Below are 17,275 nucleotides of genomic sequence, written 5' to 3' on the forward strand. Positions count from 1 at the left end.
AGAGCTTAGCGAGGCCCGCAACGCGCCTCAGAGCCAGCCGTTTCGCTTGAGGGTGCGGTGGATCGTGTAGCAGACGGTGCCGATGAGGCCGAGCACCATCGGGTAGCCGAAGCGCCAGTGCAGCTCCGGCATGTGGTCGAAGTTCATGCCGTACACGCCGCACACGGCCGTCGGTACGGCGATGATGGCCGCCCAGGACGTGATCTTGCGCATGTCCTCGTTCTGGGCGACGGCGGCCTGGGCGAGGTTGGCCTGGAGGATGGAGTTGAGGAGTTCGTCGAAGCCGAGGACCTGCTCCTGGACGCGCGCGAGGTGGTCGGCGACGTCGCGGAAGTACTTCTGGATGTCGGGGTCGACGAGCCGCATGGGCCGCTCGCTGAGCAGCTGCATGGGGCGGAGCAGCGGCGACACGGCGCGCTTGAACTCCAGGACCTCGCGCTTGAGCTGGTAGATCCGCCCGGCGTCGACACCGCGCGAGACGCCCTTGCCGGTGGCCGCGAACACCTCGTTCTCGACGTCGTCGATGTCGACCTGCATGGCGTCGGCGACCGCGAGATAGCCGTCGACGACGTGGTCGGCGATGGTGTGCAGGACCGAGGAGGGGCCCTTGGCGAGCAGCTCGGGCTCGTCCTGGAGGCGGCGGCGCAGCGCGCGCAGCGAGCCGTGGCCGCCGTGCCGGACGGTGATGAAGAAGTCCCGGCCGGTGAAGCACATGACCTCGCCGGTCTCGACGACCTCGCTGGTGGCGGTCAGCTCGGCGTGCTCGACGTAGTGGATGGTCTTGAAGACCGTGAAGAGCGTGTCGTCGTAGCGCTCCAGCTTGGGCCGCTGGTGGGCGTGGACGGCGTCCTCCACGGCCAGCGGGTGCAGCCCGAACTCGGCGGCGATCCCGGCGAACTCGGCCTCCGTCGGCTCGTGCAGGCCGATCCAGGCGAAGCCCCCGTCGCGGCGCACCTGGAGCATCGCCTCGTGCGGCGTCAGGGTGTCGTCGCAGGCGACGCGGCGGCCGTCGCGGTAGACGGCGCAGTCGACGACGGCGGAGACGGCGCTGGGGTCGCGGGTGGCGTCGTACGAGCTGTAGGAGGTGTCCTTGCGCTGGGACGGGCGCACGGCGTCACGCAGGTCACGGATCATCGACATGGGCAGGCTCCTTCGACGAAAGGGCCGCCGGCGACGGGTGGAACTGCCCGGAATGGGGACGTCCTGCTGCGGGATCTGGCACGTCCACAAAGCGGGGAGCACCGCACCGTCGCGATGGCAGCAACGCTACTGATGCAGATCAGGTGAAACGCGGTGCTCTTCCGTCGTGCGCGGTACGGGCCGGATGCGGACGCTTCGTCCGGGAGGGGCCGTGCGCGCGGCCGCAGCTACGCTGCTGCGGGACGTTCAGCGGGCGGAAGAGCGAGTGGTACTGCACGGTCGACTTCGATCCACTGCAGCCCCACCTCCTCCGGCCGGTCCCCCGTAGGGGAGGTCCCTGGCGCGTAACGCGCCGTCCTGCGTCCGGGCTTGAAGGCGACGCTTCTGCGTGCTGCCCGGGCCAGCGGCCAACAGTATCAGCCGACCGGCAGCCGAACCCCCGCCTTTACCCATCACTGACGAGTTCTATGCTCGCGTCATGGCTGATGTTCTTGCGCTGGTCGAGGCCCGTCTCCGGAGTGGCCTGGGGGAACCGGACGCACGCGCGGCGGTGACGTTCCTGGGCACGGACCGCATCGAAGTGGTGCGCTTCACGGACGGGGACGTCGTGCGGTACGCCACGCTCGGCATGTCCGCCCACCCGATGACCGACCCCACGGCCGTGCTCGCCGACCCCGTGCAGGGGCCGCGCGCCGAACTGGTGCTCTCCGTGCGCGGCGGGCTCGTCGACACCGACAAGGTGCTCCGCCCGCTGGCCGTGCTCGCCGCGTCGCCGCAGGTGGAAGGCCTCGTGGTCGCGCCGGGCGCCTCCCTGGACGTGGGCGAGCCGCTGTGGCCGGGCGCGCCGTTCACCTCGGTCCTCGTCGCCGAGCCCGGCGGCCTCGTCGAGGACCTGGACCTGGACGCGCCGATGGACCCCGTCCAGTTCCTGCCGCTGCTTCCGATGACGCCCAACGAGGCGGCGTGGAAGCGGGTGCACGGCGCCGGGGCCCTCCAGGAGCGCTGGCTGAACAGCGGCACGGACCTGCGCGATCCCCTGCGCACGTCCGTACCGCTGGACTGAACGTCCGCCTCCGCCGCGTCAGTTGGCGAAGACGGCCACACTGTCCTCCGTCGCGTGCCGGGTCTCCAGCTCCTCGGCTTCGTGCGTGAGCGCGCTCCGGCGGACCCACACCACCACCGCGCCGAGCACCGCCGTGACGGCCGCGACCACGAACGGGATGTGGATGTCGCTCCACTCCTCGATCTTCGGCGCGAAGTAGGGGGCCGCGGCGGCGGCGAACCAGCGTACGAAGTTGTAACCGGCGCTGGCCACGGGCCGGGGCGCGTCCGAGACGCCGAGGGCCAGCTCCGTGTAGACGGTGTTGTTCACGCCGATGAAGGCGCCGGACAGGATCGTGCAGACGACGGCGGCGGTGCGGCTGCCGTACCCGAGCACGAGGACGTCCGCGGCGAGCAGCACCAGCGAACCGCCGAGCACCTTCAGGGAGCCGAACCGCTCCTGGAGCCGGGGCGCGACGAGCACCGAGAACACCGCGAGCAGCACGCCCCAGGCGAAGAACACCGCACCCGACTTGTACGGGGTCATGTTCAGGACGAACGGCGTGAAGGCCAGGACCGTGAAGAACGTGTAGTTGTAGAAGAACGCCGACGCGGCCACCGAGGCGAGGCCGCCGTGGCCGAGGGCCTTGACGGGGTCGAGCAGTGAGGTCTTCCGCGCGGGCTTCGGCTGCTCCTTCAGGAACGCCGTGATGCACAGGAAGCCGACGGCCATCAGGGCGGCGGTGCCGAAGAACGGGTAGCGCCAGCTGGCGTCGCCGAGCAGCGCGCCGAGGAGCGGCCCGCAGGCCATGCCGAGGCCGAGCGCGGACTCGTACAGCAGGATCGCCGCGGCGCTGCCTCCCGCCGCCGCGCCCACGATGACGGCGAGCGCCGTCGACACGAACAGCGCGTTGCCGAGGCCCCAGCCGGCCCGGAACCCGACGAGTTCGCCGACCGAGCCGGACGTACCGGCGAGCGCGGCGAAGACGATCACCAGGGCGAGCCCGGCGAGGAGGGTCTTCTTGCCGCCGATGCGGCTGGAGACGAATCCGGTCACCAGCATCGCCACGGCGGTGATCAGGAAGTACGAGGTGAACAGGAGCGAGACCTGGCTCGGCGTGGCCTGCAGGCCCTGGGCGATGGACGGCAGGATCGGGTCGACGAGGCCGATGCCCATGAACGCCACGACGGACGCGCCCGCCGTGGCCCACACCGCCCTCGGCTGGCGCAGCAGGCCGCCGGCCCCGGCGTCGAAGGGGTCCTCGTGTGCTCCGGCTGTGGGGGTGGTCATCCGCAGCTCCTTCGTGTGCTTCCGGACGTAGATCGTTGACGTATACACATAATAAGTTAGCTGAGCTAACTAATGCAAGCTACATCTAGTTTTGCCTGGTGGTGGGCCCGGGAAAGTAGCGGGCAGTTTCGTGGAGGCGGCCTCCGGACGGGTGATCGTCCTTGACGGGGCGGCGAGGGGGGAGGACCGTTGGGCGCTATGAGGGGCGAACCCAGTTGCCCGAAGTGTGGTGGCCGGGTCAGGGCTCCCGGCCTCTTTGCCGACTCCTGGCAGTGCGATGTGCACGGCACGGTGCACCCGCTGCAGCCCGTGATCCCGCCCAGCGTCGAGGCCCTCCAGGTCGTCGTGCGGCGTGCGCAGGTGCCCGTGTGGATGCCGTGGCCGCTGCCCGTCGGGTGGCTCTTCACCGGGGTCGCCTGCGCCGGGGACGACCGCAGTGGTGGCCGGGCCACCGCCGTCGCCTGCTCCGGGCCCGCGCCGCTCGGCGGGGTCGGGGAACTCGTGCTTGTCGCCGAGGAGTTGGGGGTCGGGCTCGGGGCGCGGTACGCCGGGATCGACGGGCCCGATCCCGGGCCCTCCATGAGCGTCGGCAAGCCCGCCCAGGCCAAGGTGCTTGCCGCCGGGCGGCCCACGGCCATGTGGCACGTGCCGGGTGCGCCCGATGACCGGGCCGTCTTCGCCGGTGAGGCGCGGGGGCTCTGGCTGTGGGCCATCGCCTGGCCCGAGCAGTCCGGGCTCCTCATGTACGACGAGCTCGTCCTCACCGACCTGCGCGACGCCGGTGCCGAGGTCGACCTGGTGCCGTGCGGGGCGCTCTCGCCGCGGCTGCTGATGCCGTAGGGCGCGTGCGCCGTCCTTCGCGGGGCGCCCCAGTCCCACCCCTTCACCGAAACCGGGGCTGCGCCCCTGGGCCCCAGGGGGTGGGTGTCCCCGCCGGGTGGGACGGTCCGCCCCCGATCGGCCTGCGGCCTCGTCCTCAAACGCCGGACGGGCTGAAAACTTCCCCGAGACGGGCTGAAGGCGTACCGGGCAGGCTGTGCGGACCGCCCCAGCCGAAGCAATGGATGGGGGCGGGCGGGCGGGGAGAGCCTGTCCGGCGTTTGAGGACGAGGCGCGGAGCGCCGATACGGGGGTGCCCCCCCCGCAGGGCTGACGGTGCCGGGCCTTGGCCAGGCCGGTGCGAGTTCGGGCGGGTGGGTGGGAGAAAGCCCGTCCGGCGTTTGAGGACGAGGCGCGGAGCGCCGATACGGGGGTGCCCCCCTGCGGGGCTGACGGTGCCGGGCCGTTGGCCAGGCCGGTGCGAGTTCGGGCGGGTGGGTGGGAGAAAGCCCGTCCGGCGATTGAGGACCAGGCGCGGAGCGCCGGATCGGCGGCGCCCCAGGTGGGCGTGGGGGAACGTTAGACTGGAGCGTCCCCCCGGCCGTCCCGAGAAGCGTGGAGCCCTGCGTGCGAATTGATCTGCACACCCACTCCACCGCGTCCGACGGCACGGACACCCCGGCTGAGCTGGTGCGCAACGCCGCCGCGGCCGGCCTGGACGTGGTCGCGCTGACCGACCACGACTCCACCCGCGGCCACGCGGAGGCGATCGCCGCACTCCCGCCCGGCCTCACCCTCGTCACCGGCGCCGAGCTGTCCTGCCGCCTCGACGGCGTCGGGATGCACGTGCTGGCGTACCTCTTCGACCCCGAGGAGCCGGACCTGGCCCGGGAGCGCGAACTCGTCCGCGACGACCGGGTGCCGCGCGCCAAGGCGATGGTCGGCAAGCTCCAGGAGCTCGGCGTCCCCGTCACCTGGGAGCAGGTCGCGCGCATCGCGGGCGAAGGATCCGTCGGCCGCCCGCACGTCGCGGAGGCCCTGGTCGAGCTGGGCGTCGTACCGGACGTCTCGGCCGCCTTCACGCCCGACTGGCTCGCCGCCGGCGGCCGCGCCTACGCCGAGAAGCACGAGCTCGACCCCTTCGACGCGATACGCCTGGTCAAGGCCGCGGGCGGCGTCACCGTCTTCGCGCACCCCGCCGCCGCCCAGCGCGGCAAGGTGGTGCCCGAGTCGGCGATCGCCGAGCTGGCCGCGGCGGGCCTCGACGGCATCGAGGTCGACCACCCCGAACAGCTGGCGTACGCGCCCGAGTCCGGCCCCCGCCTGCGCGGCCTCGCCGCCGACCTCGGGCTGCTCGTCACCGGGTCGAGCGACTACCACGGCACGCGCAAGACGTGCGTGCTCGGGGAGTACACCACCGACCCCGAGATCTACGGCGAGATCACGCGCCGGGCGACGGGAGCGTTCCCGGTGCCGGGCGCGGGCGGAGACCCGTCGGCGTAACGCGCCACCGTCCGCGTCCCGCGCCGCCCCCGTCCCCGTAACGCCCCACCGTCACCGTCACCGTCCGCGGCACGCGCTGCCGTCGTCCGCGGTACGCGTCCCCGGGCCACCGCCCGCTGTTCTGTACGACTCTCCTCTGCAAGGCCATCACTGTGTTCGACGTCGCCGTCTTCGGATCCCTCTTTCTCACCCTTTTTGTCATCATGGACCCCCCTGGGGTCACGCCGATCTTCCTCGCGCTGACCTCGGGCCGCCCCGCCAAGGTCCAGAAGAAGATGGCCTTCCAGGCCGTGTGCGTGGCCTTCGGAGTCATCGCCGTCTTCGGCGTCGTGGGCCAGCAGATCCTCGACTATCTGCACGTCTCCACCCAGGCGTTGATGATCGCGGGCGGTCTGCTGCTGCTCCTGGTCGCGCTCGACCTGCTCACCGGCAAGACCGACGAGCCGCAGCAGACCAAGGACGTCAACGTCGCCCTGGTCCCGCTCGGCATGCCGCTGCTCGCGGGCCCCGGCGCGATCGTGCAGGTGATCCTGGCCGTCCAGCACGCCAGCGGCATGGAGCAGGTCTCCGTGTGGGCGGCGATCCTGGCCATCCACGTGGTGCTGTTCGTGGCGATGCGCTTCTCGCTGCTGATCATCCGCGTCATCAAGGACGGCGGCGTCGTGCTCGTGACGCGGCTCGCCGGAATGATGCTGTCGGCGATCGCCGTGCAGCAGATCATCAACGGCGTCACGCAGGTCATCCGCGGCGGCTGAGCCGTGCGGGTGACCGCGACCCACGCACAGAGCCCTGTACGGCACCGGACGCGCCGGTGTCGTACAGGGCTCTGAAGTGTGTGATGAGGCCGTTCGGCGCCGTTATGAGGCCGAGGCGTCGGCCGGACGGATGTAGAGGCGCTGCCCTATGGCGGCGGCTTGCTGCACGATCCGGTTGACGGAGGCGGCGTCCACGACGGTCGTGTCCACGGCGGTGCCGTCGACGTCGTCGAGTCGCATGATTTCGAAGCGCATGGGCTTCTCCCTTCGTCTGGTGATCCTCCTGAAGGAGAACTGCTGGCTACGTAGGGTGCAACGGCTTGACTCCCTCAAACATTCCCTACGCTAAAGAAAATTTTCGCGAGACTAATGAACGCCGCGTTTCGTGACTGTATCGCGGCTGGTTGTGTTCGTTGAGTGACAGCTACCGGTTGTGCCTGCCGAGTGACGGACGAGACAATGCGTTCCGTATGGACATGGACGAGACCATTGACGAGTTCGGTGAGAGCACGGTCCGTGAGATCGGCGAGATCACCCTCCGGCTTGAGCGCACCAACGGCCTCCTGGAGCGCATGCTCGCCGAGGTCGCGAAGACCCCGTCCACGCACGCGATCTTCGTCGACGCCGGCTATCTGTACGCCGCCGCCGGACGGCTCGCCGCGGGCACCGAGGACCGGCGGGCCTTCGACCTCGACGCGGAGGCGCTCATCGACGCACTGATCGACAAGGCGCGCACGATCTTCGCGGACAGCAGACTGCTGCGCGTGTACTGGTACGACGGCGCGAGACGCCGCATCCACACCTCCGAACAGCAGACGATCGCGGAGCTCCCCGACGTCAAGGTGCGGCTCGGCAACCTCAACGCCAACAACCAGCAGAAGGGCGTCGACTCGCTGATCCGCAGCGACCTGGAGTCCCTGGCACGGCACCGCGCCATCAGCGACGCCGCGCTCATCGGCGGCGACGAGGACCTGGTCTCCGCGGTCGAGGCGGCGCAGGGGTACGGCGCCCGCGTGCACCTCTGGGGCATCGACGCGCCCGACGGCCGCAACCAGGCGGAGCCGCTGCTGTGGGAGGTCGACAGCCAGCGCACCTTCGACGCGGACTTCTTCAAGCCGTTCGTGACCCGCCGCCCCGCCGTCCCGCACGAGGGCGCGCAGGCCATGCCCCGGCCCTCCCGGGAGGACGTGCGCTTCGTCGGCGCCCAGATCTCCGCGCGGTGGCTCTCCGCCCGCGGCCGGGAGGCGCTGGTGGGGCTGCTGCCCGGCCACCCCTACCTGCCCGGGTCCGTCGACCAGGAACTCCTCGTCGAGGCGGAGCGGCTGCTCGACTACTCGCTGCGCGGCCAGTCCGACCTGCGGCGGGTGCTGCGGGACGGCTTCTGGGACCACTTGCAGAAGTGCTACTGAGCTAGCACGGGCCTCCGTTGCGGTCGGCCGCCCGGTCCCAGAAGGCGGCCAGCGCGGTCGCCGTCGCCGCCGGGCGGTCGGTGTTGGGGGAGTGGTTCGCGCCGGTGACCACGGTGCGGTGGGCGCGCAGGCGGCGCGCCATCTCGTCGAGCAGCGGCACGGGCCAGGTGTCGTCGCTCTCGCCGGACAGCACGTGCTTGGGCAGGGGTACGGCGGCGAGGTCGTCGACGCGGTCGGGTTCGCCGCACAGTTGCCTGCCGGTGGCGATGAGCTGGGACGGGTTGTTGCGCAGCCAGCGTGCCCGCAGCGCCGCGGCGTCGGCGCCGACGCCGGCGACGCCGTCTACGTGCACGCTCACGTCCTCCACCGGGTCCAGGGTCTGCATCGCCTCCCACACGACGTCCATCGGGTGCGCCGCGACGGCGTCCGTGAGGAGCGTGGCGCGGGTGCGCTGCGACGGGGAGACGCGGGCCGGGCCCGAGGCGACGAGGGTGAGCGAGGCGAAGGTGCCCGCGGGGGCGAGGAGGACGGCGGCGCGGGCCACCAGGCCGCCCAGGGAGTGGCCCATCAGGTGCGGCGGGCCCTCGTCCGGGGTCCGGGCGGCCGCCGCCTGGGCGAGCACGTCCTTGGCCAACTCCGCCTGGGCGTAGGCCGATTCGTCGTCCGGGCCCGGGGATTCGTACTGGCCGCGGCCGTCCACGGAGACGGTGCGGTAGCCGGCGTCGGCGAGAGGGCGGAGCAGGGCGATGAAGTCCTCCTTGCTCCCCGTGTACCCCGGCAGGAGCAGGGCGGTGCCCTTGACCTGGCCGGTCGGGCGGGTGTCGAGCACGGCGAACTCGCCGCGCTCCGTCCGGAGGGGGTACGCGAGGGTGCCCTCGGGCGGGGTGAAGGTGGGGGGCCTGCTCATGGCCCCGAGGCTACTGGCCCCTGGGCCTTGGGGGGACGGTGCCCTTGCCCCGCCGGTGCCCTTGCGCCGACGGCGCGGGGTCGTCGACCTGGGCATGCCCTGCCCTTGCCGTCGTGGCGCTGTCGGCGTGGGGCCGTGCCCCTCCCCGCACACCACGGGCGCCGTCGGCCTGGGCTGTGCCCACCCTCCCCCAAGCTCTCGGCTTCGCTCGAGCAGGGGGGACCCCCATCGCCCTGCGGAACGATTGCCCACAGCGGGGGCGGCTGGAAGCGACTGCGCCCCTAGCCGACCGAAGGCCGGACGAGGCCCCGCACACCAACGGGCGCCGTCGGCCTGGGCTGTGCCCACCCGTTCCGCCCTCTGGGCGGACCAGCTGCCCACAGGGTGGGACGGACAGTGGCTGCCGCTCCGTAGGGGGCTGGCACCGCAGGGGGCGGGCCGTGGCCGTCGGCCGCTGCGGAGGGGTGTCGGGTGGGGTGGGCTCAGGCATGGGCGCCGGGCACAGATGTGGTGCTGACGCCGAACTGCCCCTGGGGGCACTGGCGGGCTGACGCCTGCGGACCAGTGGAAACGGGTGGGCGGGGTGGGAGATGTTTCTGCCGCGGAGCGGCGGGGGAGATGTGGCCGCGCCCGGGGGCGGGGCCTCCGGGCGCGGGGGGTGGGTGGCCGCGGGGGCCACCCTGTGGGCTAGCTGTCCGAGGGCTCGGCCGACTTGCGGGTGCGGCGGCGGCGCGGCTTGGCCGGGGCCTCCTCCGCGGCCGGGGCGGCGGCAGCGGCGGCCGGGGCCGACGCTGTCGACTTCGGCTCGGCCGCCGCGGAGTCGCCCGCACGCGTCCGACGCCGACGCCGCGGTGTACGCGGCGCGGCTTCCTCGGTCACCGCGGCAGCAGCCGCAGGCGCCGCCTCGACCGGCGCGGCCGAGGGCGTGGCCTCGGCGTCGAGCGGCGCCCCCGCACGGGTGCGACGCCGACGCCGCGGCGTACGCGCGGGACGCTCGGCCTCCTCGGCCTGCGGCCGGGCAGCGGCACGCTCACCGCGGCGCGGCGCGCCACGGGAGCCGCGCGAGCCCGAGCCACGGGCGCCGGTCTCGCCGAGGTCCTCGATCTCCTCGGCGTCGAGCCCGGCACGGGTGCGCTCGGCACGCGGCAGGACACCCTTCGTACCGACGGGGATGCTCAGCTCCTCGTACAGGTGCGGAGAGCTGGAGTACGTCTCGACCGGGTCGTTGAAGCCCAGGTCGAGCGCCTTGTTGATGAGCTGCCAGCGCGGGATGTCGTCCCAGTCGACGAGCGTGATCGCGGTGCCGGAGGCACCGGCGCGGCCGGTGCGGCCGATCCGGTGGAGGTAGGTCTTCTCGTCCTCGGGCGACTGGTAGTTGATGACGTGCGTGACGCCCTCGACGTCGATGCCGCGGGCGGCGACGTCGGTGCACACGAGCACGTCGACCTTGCCGTTGCGGAAGGCCCGCAGGGCCTGCTCGCGGGCGCCCTGGCCGAGGTCGCCGTGGACCGCGCCGGAGGCGAAGCCGCGCCGCTCCAGCTGCTCGGCGATGTCCGCGGCCGTCCGCTTCGTACGGCAGAAGATCATCGCGAGCCCGCGGCCGTCGGCCTGCAGGATGCGGGAGACCATCTCCGGCTTGTCCATGGAGTGCGCGCGGTACACGAACTGCGTGGTGTTGGCGACCGTCGCGCCCTCGTCGTCCGGCGCGGTGGCGCGGATGTGCGTGGGCTGCGACATGTAACGCCGGGCGAGGCCGATGACGGCGCCGGGCATCGTCGCGGAGAAGAGCATCGTCTGGCGCTTCGCCGGAAGCATGTTGATGATCTTCTCGACGTCGGGCAGGAAGCCCAGGTCGAGCATCTCGTCGGCCTCGTCGAGGACGAGGCACTTGACGTGCTTCAGGTTCAGCTTGCGCTGTCCGGCCAGGTCGAGCAGGCGGCCCGGGGTGCCGACGACGACGTCGATGCCCTTCTTGAGGGCCTCGACCTGCGGTTCGTAGGCACGGCCGCCGTATATGGCGAGGACGCGGACGTTGCGCGCCTTGCCTGCGGTCAGCAGGTCGTTGGTGACCTGCTGGCACAGCTCGCGGGTGGGGACGACGACGAGGGCCTGCGGGGCCTCCGTCAGCTGCTCGGGCGCCGCACGCCCGGCCTCGACGTCCGCGGGGACGGTGACGCGCTCGAGGAGCGGCAGGCCGAAGCCCAGCGTCTTGCCGGTGCCGGTCTTGGCCTGGCCGATGACGTCGGTGCCGGAAAGGGCAACGGGGAGCGTCATCTCCTGGATGGGGAAGGGGTTGATGATGCCGACGGCCTCGAGGGCCTCGGCTGTCTCGGGAAGAATCCCGAGCTCTCGGAAAGTCGTAGTCAGGGCAATGCCTCTTCTGTGAGACGCGGCGCGAGGCGAACGCTGGGGGTCGTGACCGTGCCGGGGACTGCCGGCCGCCTGCTGGAAAGAGCCGGGCGAGCCGGGTGGTACGGGACCACTGCCGACGCTCGAGCGCTCACACCGCTGAGGGGGTCCCTCCGCTTGCCGTACGCACGGTGCGTACGCCCTGGAGGGCTGTCTGGTCGGAGCCGATCGGGCCACCGACCGGGCATCCTCATTCATGCGGCCCGTCGAATATTCGGCGGGCGCATTACCACTGTACCCCGGAATCTCGCATGCGTGTCCGGCGAATTCCTCACGTTGCTGTCGTCACAGTGGTTGACCAGGCCCTTACGCCATCCGGTGGGCGGGCTATTGTGCGCTTCATGGAGACGCCTGACACCGCCGCGCAGCCGCCCGAAGACAACGCGGACACCGATTCCGCCGCCCCCACCGGGGTCGCCGCCCAGGACTGGAAGACAGCCTCCGCCGACCCGCAGTACCGCGCCGCCGTCGTGGACCTCCTCGGCGCCCTCGCCTACGGCGAGCTCGCGGCGTTCGAGCGGCTCGCGGAGGACGCGAAGCTGGCGCCGACCCTCGGCGACAAGGCGGAGCTGGCGAAGATGGCGTCGGCCGAGTTCCACCACTTCGAGCGGCTGCGGGACCGGCTCGCGGCGGTCGGCGAGGAGCCGACGGCGGCGATGGAGCCCTTCGTCGAGGCGCTCGACGGCTTCCACCGGCAGACGGCGCCGTCCGACTGGCTCGAAGGCCTGGTCAAGGCGTACGTCGGCGACTCGATCGCGAGTGACTTCTACCGCGAGGTCGCGGCCCGCCTGGACGGGGACACCCGCAGCCTGGTGCTCGGCGTCCTCGACGACACCGGCCACGCCAGCTTCGCCGTGGAGAAGGTGCGGGCCGCGATCGACGCCGACCCGCGCGTCGGCGGGCGGCTCGCGCTGTGGGCGCGACGGCTGATGGGCGAGGCGCTCTCGCAGTCGCAGCGGGTGGTCGCCGACCGGGACGCCCTGTCGACGATGCTGGTCGGCGGGGTCGCCGACGGGTTCGACCTGGCGGAGGTCGGCCGGATGTTCTCGCGGATCACCGAGGCGCACACCAAGCGGATGGCGGCGCTGGGTCTTGCCGCCTGACTCCTGCCCCGTGACTCCTGGCTCGTGACTCCGTTCCGCCGTCAGGCAGGGGCCTGGCGGCGGTGCAGACGGCGGGTGGGGCGAAGGAGCAGGGAGAGGAGCGCGGCCGACACGGCCAGGGCTCCGACCAGGGTCGCGGGGCTGCTCCCGGGGCCGAGCGCCATGTGCGTGATGAACGCTCCGATCAGCGCTCCGCCCACGCCGGTCGCGAGGACCAGCGTCCGTGCGGGCAGCCGGTGCGGAAGGCGGCGGGCCGTCGCCCAGGCGAGGGCCAGGCCGATCAGTGCGGAGCCTAGTGCTTCGAGGATCACGGTGTGTTCCCTCCCTTGAATGGACCAGGTGCAAAACGGTCGTAGCCGGTCTTACCCCGGCTGCCGGAACGCAACCCTCCATACCCACCGCGCACCGGAGCGCGGGACGGCGGTGAACTCGGCGCACCCGCCACGCAGTCGAGGCGCCCGCGGCGGAGCCGCCACCGTGGTGTGCGCACATGACGGAAGGGCCCGGAGGCATCGCCTCCGGGCCCTTCCGTCGTCCTGCGTGCGGTCCTACAGGGCGCCGAAGCCCACCTTGCGCACGGTCGGCTCGCCGATCTCCACGTACGCGAGGCGGTCGGCCGGCACCAGGACCTTGCGGCCCTTGTCGTCCGCCAGAGTCAGCAGCTGGGCCTTGCCCGACAGGGCGTCGGCCACCGCGCTCTCGACCTCCTCGACGCTCTGACCGCTCTCCAGAACGATCTCGCGAGGCGCGTGCTGCACGCCGATCTTGACCTCCACGCTTTGTCCCTCCGACGGTCAGTGATGTGCGCGGTCGCCCGCGCCGTACCCAGCACAGATTAGCCCGGAGAGGGGACAGGATCGGTTCCGGCCGTGCACGCCAGGAGCGAACACGGCGGCCGCGGGGGACGGGAACAAACGCGCGGTCAGTGACCTTCGGCGCCGTGCAGCGGGAAGCCCGCGATGCCGCGCCAGGCCAGCGAGGTGAGCAGCTGCACCGCCTTCTCGCGCGGGACGCCGCCGTCGCTGTGCAGCCAGTAGCGCGCGACCACCTGGGAGAGGCCGCCGAGTCCCGAGGCCAGGAGCATCGACTCGGACTTGGAGAGTCCGGTGTCCTCCGCGATGACCTCGCAGATCGCCTCCGCGCACTCCAGGGTCACCTTGTCCACGCGCTCGCGGACCGCGGGCTCGTTCGTCAGGTCCGACTCGAAGACCAGGCGGAACGCGCCGCCGTCGTCCTCGACGTACCCGAAGTAGGCGTCCATCGTCGCGCCGACGCGCTGCTTGTTGTCCGTCGTCGACGCGAGCGCCGCGCGCACCGCCTGCAGCAGGTTCTCGCAGTGCTGGTCGAGCAGCGCCAGATAGAGGTCGAGCTTGCCGGGGAAGTGCTGGTAGAGCACCGGCTTGCTGACGCCGGCCCGCTCGGCGATGTCGTCCATGGCGGCCGCGTGGTACCCCTGGGCCACGAAGACCTCCTGGGCCGCGCCCAGGAGCTGGTTGCGTCGGGCACGGCGCGGCAGGCGTGTGCCCCGCGGGCGTGCCGCCTCTGTCTGCTCGATGGCTGTCACGCCGCCTCCCAAAGTCGTCCTTGTGCTGCGGTGTGCGCCGCGCCGCCATCGTACTTTTCGGTAACTGTGATGTGCGCGGTGCGAGCGCAGAATTTCACGGACTGGATGCCCTCGACAGATCCGCGCAGCCGTGCGTAGCAGGGCAAACACGGGCAGCTGTGTGTTTGTCGGCCGCCCGGATCAGCGGTAGTCGTCCTCGTCGAGGGACACCACGCGCGCCTGCTCGGCCACATCGGCCTCATTGGCGGTGTCGGAGTCGAAGCCCTGGAGGGAGTCGTCCTGCTCGGGGGTGAGGTCGGTGTGCTGCTCGGCGGAGTCCGCCTCGGGGGTCTCCGGGCTGCTCTCGTCCCCGGTTCCCTCGTCCTGGAAGGTCTCGGGGTCGGTGGGGTCGACGGTCATGTGGACTCCTAGGCTCGCTTGTCTACGAGCCTAGGGAAGACGTGCGGGGGGCGCTACGCGATCTGTACGGGATCTGTGATGCCGAACACGCGATCCCACGCGTGATCGTCTCGTAACATTGCCCGCATGCCTTCGACCGAGTTGCCGCACGCGCTGGCCGCTGCCGCCGCCCCCAAGCCGGGCGCCGTCGCCGTCGCCGAGGGCGAGCGGCTCGCCTCGGTCGCGCTGCCCGGGCTCACCCTGAACGTGCGCTCGCGACCGTCGACGCGCTCCGGACTGCCGCCCGCGCTGTACGTGCACGGGCTCGGCGGGTCCTCCCTGAACTGGTCGGCGCTGATGCCGCTGCTCGAGGACGTGGTGGACTGCGAGGCCCTCGACCTGCCCGGCTTCGGGGACTCGCCGCCGCCGGACGACGGCGACTACTCGCTCACCGGGCACGCGCGCGCGGTCATCCGCCACCTGGACGCCGGCGGCCGCGGCCCCGTGCACCTGGTGGCCAACTCGATGGGCGGCGCCGTGACGACCCGCGTCGCCGCGGTCCGGCCGGACCTGGTGCGCACGCTCACGCTGATCTCGCCCGCGCTGCCCGAGCTGCGGGTGCAGCGCACGGCGGTGCCCACGGGCCTGCTCGCCGTGCCCGGCGTCGCGGGCCTGTTCACGCGGCTCACCGAGGGCTGGACGGCCGAGCAGCGGGTGCGCGGTGTGCTCGGCCTCTGTTACGGCGACCCGGGGCGGGTCACGCCCGAGGGCTTCCGGGCAGCGGTGCGCGAGATGGAGCGGCGCCTGGCCCTGCCGTACTTCTGGGACGCGATGGCCCGGTCGGCCCGCGGCATCGTGAACGCGTACACCCTCGGCGGCCAGCACGGCCTGTGGCGGCAGGCCGAGCGGGTGCTCGCGCCGACCCTGCTCGTGTACGGCGGCCGGGACCAGCTCGTGTCGTACCGGATGGCGCGCCGGGCGTCGGCCGCCTTCCGCTACTCCCGGCTGCTCACGCTGCCGGACGCGGGGCACGTGGCGATGATGGAGTATCCGGAGACCGTGGCCACCGCGATTCGTGAACTTCTGGCCGATACAGGGGAGTTGGCCGGTCCGGATGAGTTGAGTGAGACGCCTGGTGTGCGCGATGGTGGCCGTGTGAGCGACCATCGCGATTCGGGTTCGAGGAGCTGAGGCGCCGCGTGGGACGTCATAGCCGCCGCGGCCCGGCCGCCGCATCGGACACCACCGGCACCTCCGGCATAGGGGGCGCCGCCGCCAGGCCCCAGCCGCAGCAGGCGCCCCCGTCGGCCCCGGCCGCCCCCGCGCAGGACGGCGGCTCCGGCCGTCGCAGACGCGGCACGGCCCCCGACGGCACGCCCGCCCACGGCATCCCCCAGGCCGTGCCTCCGTACGGCGACCCCGCGCACACGCCCGCCCACGGGTTCCCGCAGCACACGCCTCCGCACGGCGTCCCGCAGCACACCCCGCCGCACGGCGTCCCGCAGCAGACGCCTCCGCACGGCATCCCGCAGCACACCCCGCCGCGCGGCGTCCCCCAGCAGACGCCCCCGCACGGCACCCCGCCGCACGGCCTGCCCCGGCAGACCCCGCCCTACGGCGACCCCGCGCACACCCCGGCCCACGGGTTCCCGCAGCACACGCCCCCGCACGGCGTGCCGCAGCACACCCCGTCGCACGGCGTGCCCCGCCAGACCCCGCCCGGCGGGACCCCGCACGTGCGCGGCGGGCACCCCGAGCAGCGGGAGGCCGGGGGCGGCTGGGGCGAGGTCGCCGGCGCCGGGTCCCGGATGGGGGCCGGGTACGGCGTCGTGCCGCCCGGGGCGCGTGGGGCCGGGCCCCGGCGTGACTATGTGGACGCCTTCGACGGCGACCTCTCCGACCTCGCTGACTTCGACGAGCCTGACCTCTTCGGTGCCCGCGGGGTGCCCTCGCGGCGCACCCCGCCCCGGGACCCGTACGAGTCCGTGACGGCCTGGGAGTCCGACGGCTTCGACGGCGGTGACGGTGGTGGGGCCGATGGCGACGGCGACCCGTACGGCGACGACGACGGCGGGCCCGACGCGCGGACCGCCAAGGGCCGCGAGAAGAACCGTGCCCGCACCGTCACCGGCATCGCCGCCGCGGCCGTCACCACCGTCCTCGCCGTCATCGTGGCCGGTCAGGTCGCCGACGGCGGAGGCGACGACAGCTCGCCCGCACGGGCCGCGGACAAGGGCGGCGACACCCGCGACGGCCGCGACCCGGCGTCCCGCTCGGACGACCGGCCGACGCCCACCAAGCCCGCCCCGCCCCGCCCCGCGACGTACGACGAGAAAATGGGCAAGAAATACCCGCTGGACGCGAAACTCGCCGCGTCCGGGGAATTCGACGCCGTCCGCGGATTCGACAAGGCGCCGGGCAAGGGACAGAGATTCCGCTACCGCGTCGACGTCGAGAAGGGCATGGGCCTCGACGGCGGCCTGTTCGCGCAGGCCGTGCAGAAGACCCTGAACGACAAGCGGAGTTGGGCGCACGGCGGCGGCCGCACCTTCGAGCGGATCTCCTCCGGGAAGCCCGACTTCGTCATCACGCTGGCCAGCCCGGTGACCACCGCGAAATGGTGCGCCAAATCCGGACTCGACACGCTCCAGCAGAATGTGTCGTGCGATTCCGCGTCGACCGAACGCGTCATGATCAACGCCTATCGGTGGGCCCGGGGTGCCAAGACCTACGGCGACCGCATCCACCCCTACCGGCAGATGCTCATCAACCACGAGGTCGGCCACCGGCTCGGCTACGGCCACGTCGACTGCCGCCGCGACGGCGAGCTGGCACCGGTCATGCAGCAGCAGACCAAGTTCCTCGACCACGACGGGATCCGCTGCAAGGCCAACCCCTGGGCGTTCCCCGAGAGTTGAGCCGGTCCCGGCACCGGAACGGGGGACGAACCGGGCAT

At 72.4% G+C, this 17,275-nt stretch carries 17 protein-coding genes; 8 read left to right on the forward strand and 9 right to left on the reverse strand.

The window, feature by feature from the left end; genetic code table 11:
- Nucleotides 1-27: 27 nt before the first annotated feature.
- Nucleotides 28-1,140 (reverse strand): magnesium and cobalt transport protein CorA, encoded by a 1,113-nt coding sequence (locus AB6L24_RS31150; RefSeq protein ID WP_405660810.1) that lies wholly within the window; start codon nt 1,138-1,140, stop codon nt 28-30.
- 478 nt (nt 1,141-1,618) lie between these two features.
- On the opposite strand from AB6L24_RS31150, the gene AB6L24_RS31155 reads away from it, so the two are divergent.
- Nucleotides 1,619-2,203 (forward strand): suppressor of fused domain protein, encoded by a 585-nt coding sequence (locus tag AB6L24_RS31155; RefSeq protein WP_405660812.1) that lies wholly within the window; start codon nt 1,619-1,621, stop codon nt 2,201-2,203.
- An 18-nt stretch (nt 2,204-2,221) separates the two neighbouring features.
- Here AB6L24_RS31155 and AB6L24_RS31160 read toward each other — a convergent pair whose 3' ends face one another.
- Nucleotides 2,222-3,472: an MFS transporter gene (locus AB6L24_RS31160; RefSeq protein ID WP_405660815.1), complete on the reverse strand. Its 1,251-nt coding sequence runs from the start codon at nt 3,470-3,472 to the stop codon at nt 2,222-2,224.
- Between the two features lie 198 nt (nt 3,473-3,670).
- Between AB6L24_RS31160 and AB6L24_RS31165 the strand changes: the two genes are divergently transcribed.
- The 3 genes from AB6L24_RS31165 to AB6L24_RS31175 all read left to right on the forward strand — a co-directional run bounded on the left by AB6L24_RS31165 (nt 3,671) and on the right by AB6L24_RS31175 (nt 6,549).
- Nucleotides 3,671-4,312, forward strand: a complete 642-nt coding sequence (locus AB6L24_RS31165) for a DUF6758 family protein (protein ID WP_030359786.1) — start codon at nt 3,671-3,673, stop codon at nt 4,310-4,312.
- A 606-nt stretch (nt 4,313-4,918) separates the two neighbouring features.
- Nucleotides 4,919-5,794 (forward strand): PHP domain-containing protein, encoded by an 876-nt coding sequence (locus tag AB6L24_RS31170; RefSeq protein WP_405660818.1) that lies wholly within the window; start codon nt 4,919-4,921, stop codon nt 5,792-5,794.
- A 152-nt stretch (nt 5,795-5,946) separates the two neighbouring features.
- Nucleotides 5,947-6,549, forward strand: a complete 603-nt coding sequence (locus AB6L24_RS31175; protein ID WP_030359788.1) for a MarC family protein — start codon at nt 5,947-5,949, stop codon at nt 6,547-6,549.
- 102 nt (nt 6,550-6,651) lie between these two features.
- Here AB6L24_RS31175 and AB6L24_RS31180 read toward each other — a convergent pair whose 3' ends face one another.
- Nucleotides 6,652-6,804, reverse strand: coding sequence for a hypothetical protein (locus tag AB6L24_RS31180; RefSeq protein ID WP_016644538.1), 153 nt, complete (start codon nt 6,802-6,804; stop codon nt 6,652-6,654).
- 215 nt (nt 6,805-7,019) lie between these two features.
- On the opposite strand from AB6L24_RS31180, the gene AB6L24_RS31185 reads away from it, so the two are divergent.
- On the forward strand, nt 7,020-7,958 hold the full coding sequence (locus AB6L24_RS31185) for an NYN domain-containing protein (protein WP_405660822.1): 939 nt from the start codon (nt 7,020-7,022) through the stop codon (nt 7,956-7,958).
- Between the two features lies 1 nt (nt 7,959).
- Here the strand turns inward: AB6L24_RS31185 and AB6L24_RS31190 are convergent, their stop codons facing one another.
- A complete protein-coding gene (locus AB6L24_RS31190) occupies nt 7,960-8,865 on the reverse strand; it encodes an alpha/beta fold hydrolase (protein ID WP_405660824.1) in 906 nt (301 codons plus the stop codon).
- Between the two features lie 687 nt (nt 8,866-9,552).
- Nucleotides 9,553-11,139, reverse strand: a complete 1,587-nt coding sequence (locus AB6L24_RS31195) for a DEAD/DEAH box helicase (RefSeq protein WP_405660826.1) — start codon at nt 11,137-11,139, stop codon at nt 9,553-9,555.
- Nucleotides 11,140-11,606: 467 nt separating this feature from the next.
- On the opposite strand from AB6L24_RS31195, the gene AB6L24_RS31200 reads away from it, so the two are divergent.
- The gene (locus AB6L24_RS31200; RefSeq protein WP_380857595.1) at nt 11,607-12,377 is read left to right on the forward strand and encodes a ferritin-like fold-containing protein; all 771 of its coding nucleotides are present in this window, start codon (nt 11,607-11,609) and stop codon (nt 12,375-12,377) included.
- 41 nt (nt 12,378-12,418) lie between these two features.
- On the opposite strand, the gene AB6L24_RS31205 is transcribed toward AB6L24_RS31200, so the two are convergent.
- The 4 genes from AB6L24_RS31205 to AB6L24_RS31220 all read right to left on the reverse strand — a co-directional run bounded on the left by AB6L24_RS31205 (nt 12,419) and on the right by AB6L24_RS31220 (nt 14,340).
- Nucleotides 12,419-12,688, reverse strand: coding sequence for a hypothetical protein (locus AB6L24_RS31205; protein ID WP_190114479.1), 270 nt, complete (start codon nt 12,686-12,688; stop codon nt 12,419-12,421).
- 237 nt (nt 12,689-12,925) lie between these two features.
- On the reverse strand, nt 12,926-13,153 hold the full coding sequence (locus tag AB6L24_RS31210) for a DUF3107 domain-containing protein (RefSeq protein ID WP_030359794.1): 228 nt from the start codon (nt 13,151-13,153) through the stop codon (nt 12,926-12,928).
- 146 nt (nt 13,154-13,299) lie between these two features.
- The gene (locus tag AB6L24_RS31215) at nt 13,300-13,941 is read right to left on the reverse strand and encodes a TetR/AcrR family transcriptional regulator (protein ID WP_380857592.1); all 642 of its coding nucleotides are present in this window, start codon (nt 13,939-13,941) and stop codon (nt 13,300-13,302) included.
- Between the two features lie 180 nt (nt 13,942-14,121).
- Nucleotides 14,122-14,340 (reverse strand): hypothetical protein, encoded by a 219-nt coding sequence (locus AB6L24_RS31220; protein ID WP_405660828.1) that lies wholly within the window; start codon nt 14,338-14,340, stop codon nt 14,122-14,124.
- Nucleotides 14,341-14,466: 126 nt separating this feature from the next.
- On the opposite strand from AB6L24_RS31220, the gene AB6L24_RS31225 reads away from it, so the two are divergent.
- Nucleotides 14,467-15,510 (forward strand): alpha/beta fold hydrolase, encoded by a 1,044-nt coding sequence (locus AB6L24_RS31225; protein WP_405660830.1) that lies wholly within the window; start codon nt 14,467-14,469, stop codon nt 15,508-15,510.
- 8 nt (nt 15,511-15,518) lie between these two features.
- Nucleotides 15,519-17,237 (forward strand): DUF3152 domain-containing protein, encoded by a 1,719-nt coding sequence (locus tag AB6L24_RS31230; RefSeq protein ID WP_405660831.1) that lies wholly within the window; start codon nt 15,519-15,521, stop codon nt 17,235-17,237.
- The last annotated feature ends 38 nt before the right edge of the window (nt 17,238-17,275 follow it).

Origin of the sequence: Streptomyces sp. RK9 (genome assembly GCF_045070545.1) — a bacterium.
GTDB classification, from domain to species: Bacteria; Actinomycetota; Actinomycetes; order Streptomycetales; family Streptomycetaceae; genus Streptomyces; species Streptomyces alboflavus.

What these genes read in the sequence shown, in the direction of transcription:
- AB6L24_RS31150 (WP_405660810.1), bottom strand. Translation starts at nt 1,140, where the DNA reads ATGTCGATGATCCGTGACCTGCGTGACGCCGTGCGCCCGTCCCAGCGC.
- AB6L24_RS31155 (WP_405660812.1), top strand. Translation starts at nt 1,619, where the DNA reads ATGGCTGATGTTCTTGCGCTGGTCGAGGCCCGTCTCCGGAGTGGCCTG.
- AB6L24_RS31160 (WP_405660815.1), bottom strand. Translation starts at nt 3,472, where the DNA reads ATGACCACCCCCACAGCCGGAGCACACGAGGACCCCTTCGACGCCGGG.
- AB6L24_RS31165 (WP_030359786.1), top strand. Translation starts at nt 3,671, where the DNA reads ATGAGGGGCGAACCCAGTTGCCCGAAGTGTGGTGGCCGGGTCAGGGCT.
- AB6L24_RS31180 (WP_016644538.1), bottom strand. Translation starts at nt 6,804, where the DNA reads ATGCGCTTCGAAATCATGCGACTCGACGACGTCGACGGCACCGCCGTG.
- AB6L24_RS31185 (WP_405660822.1), top strand. Translation starts at nt 7,020, where the DNA reads ATGGACATGGACGAGACCATTGACGAGTTCGGTGAGAGCACGGTCCGT.
- AB6L24_RS31190 (WP_405660824.1), bottom strand. Translation starts at nt 8,865, where the DNA reads ATGAGCAGGCCCCCCACCTTCACCCCGCCCGAGGGCACCCTCGCGTAC.
- AB6L24_RS31195 (WP_405660826.1), bottom strand. Translation starts at nt 11,139, where the DNA reads ATGACGCTCCCCGTTGCCCTTTCCGGCACCGACGTCATCGGCCAGGCC.
- AB6L24_RS31220 (WP_405660828.1), bottom strand. Translation starts at nt 14,340, where the DNA reads ATGACCGTCGACCCCACCGACCCCGAGACCTTCCAGGACGAGGGAACC.
- AB6L24_RS31225 (WP_405660830.1), top strand. Translation starts at nt 14,467, where the DNA reads ATGCCTTCGACCGAGTTGCCGCACGCGCTGGCCGCTGCCGCCGCCCCC.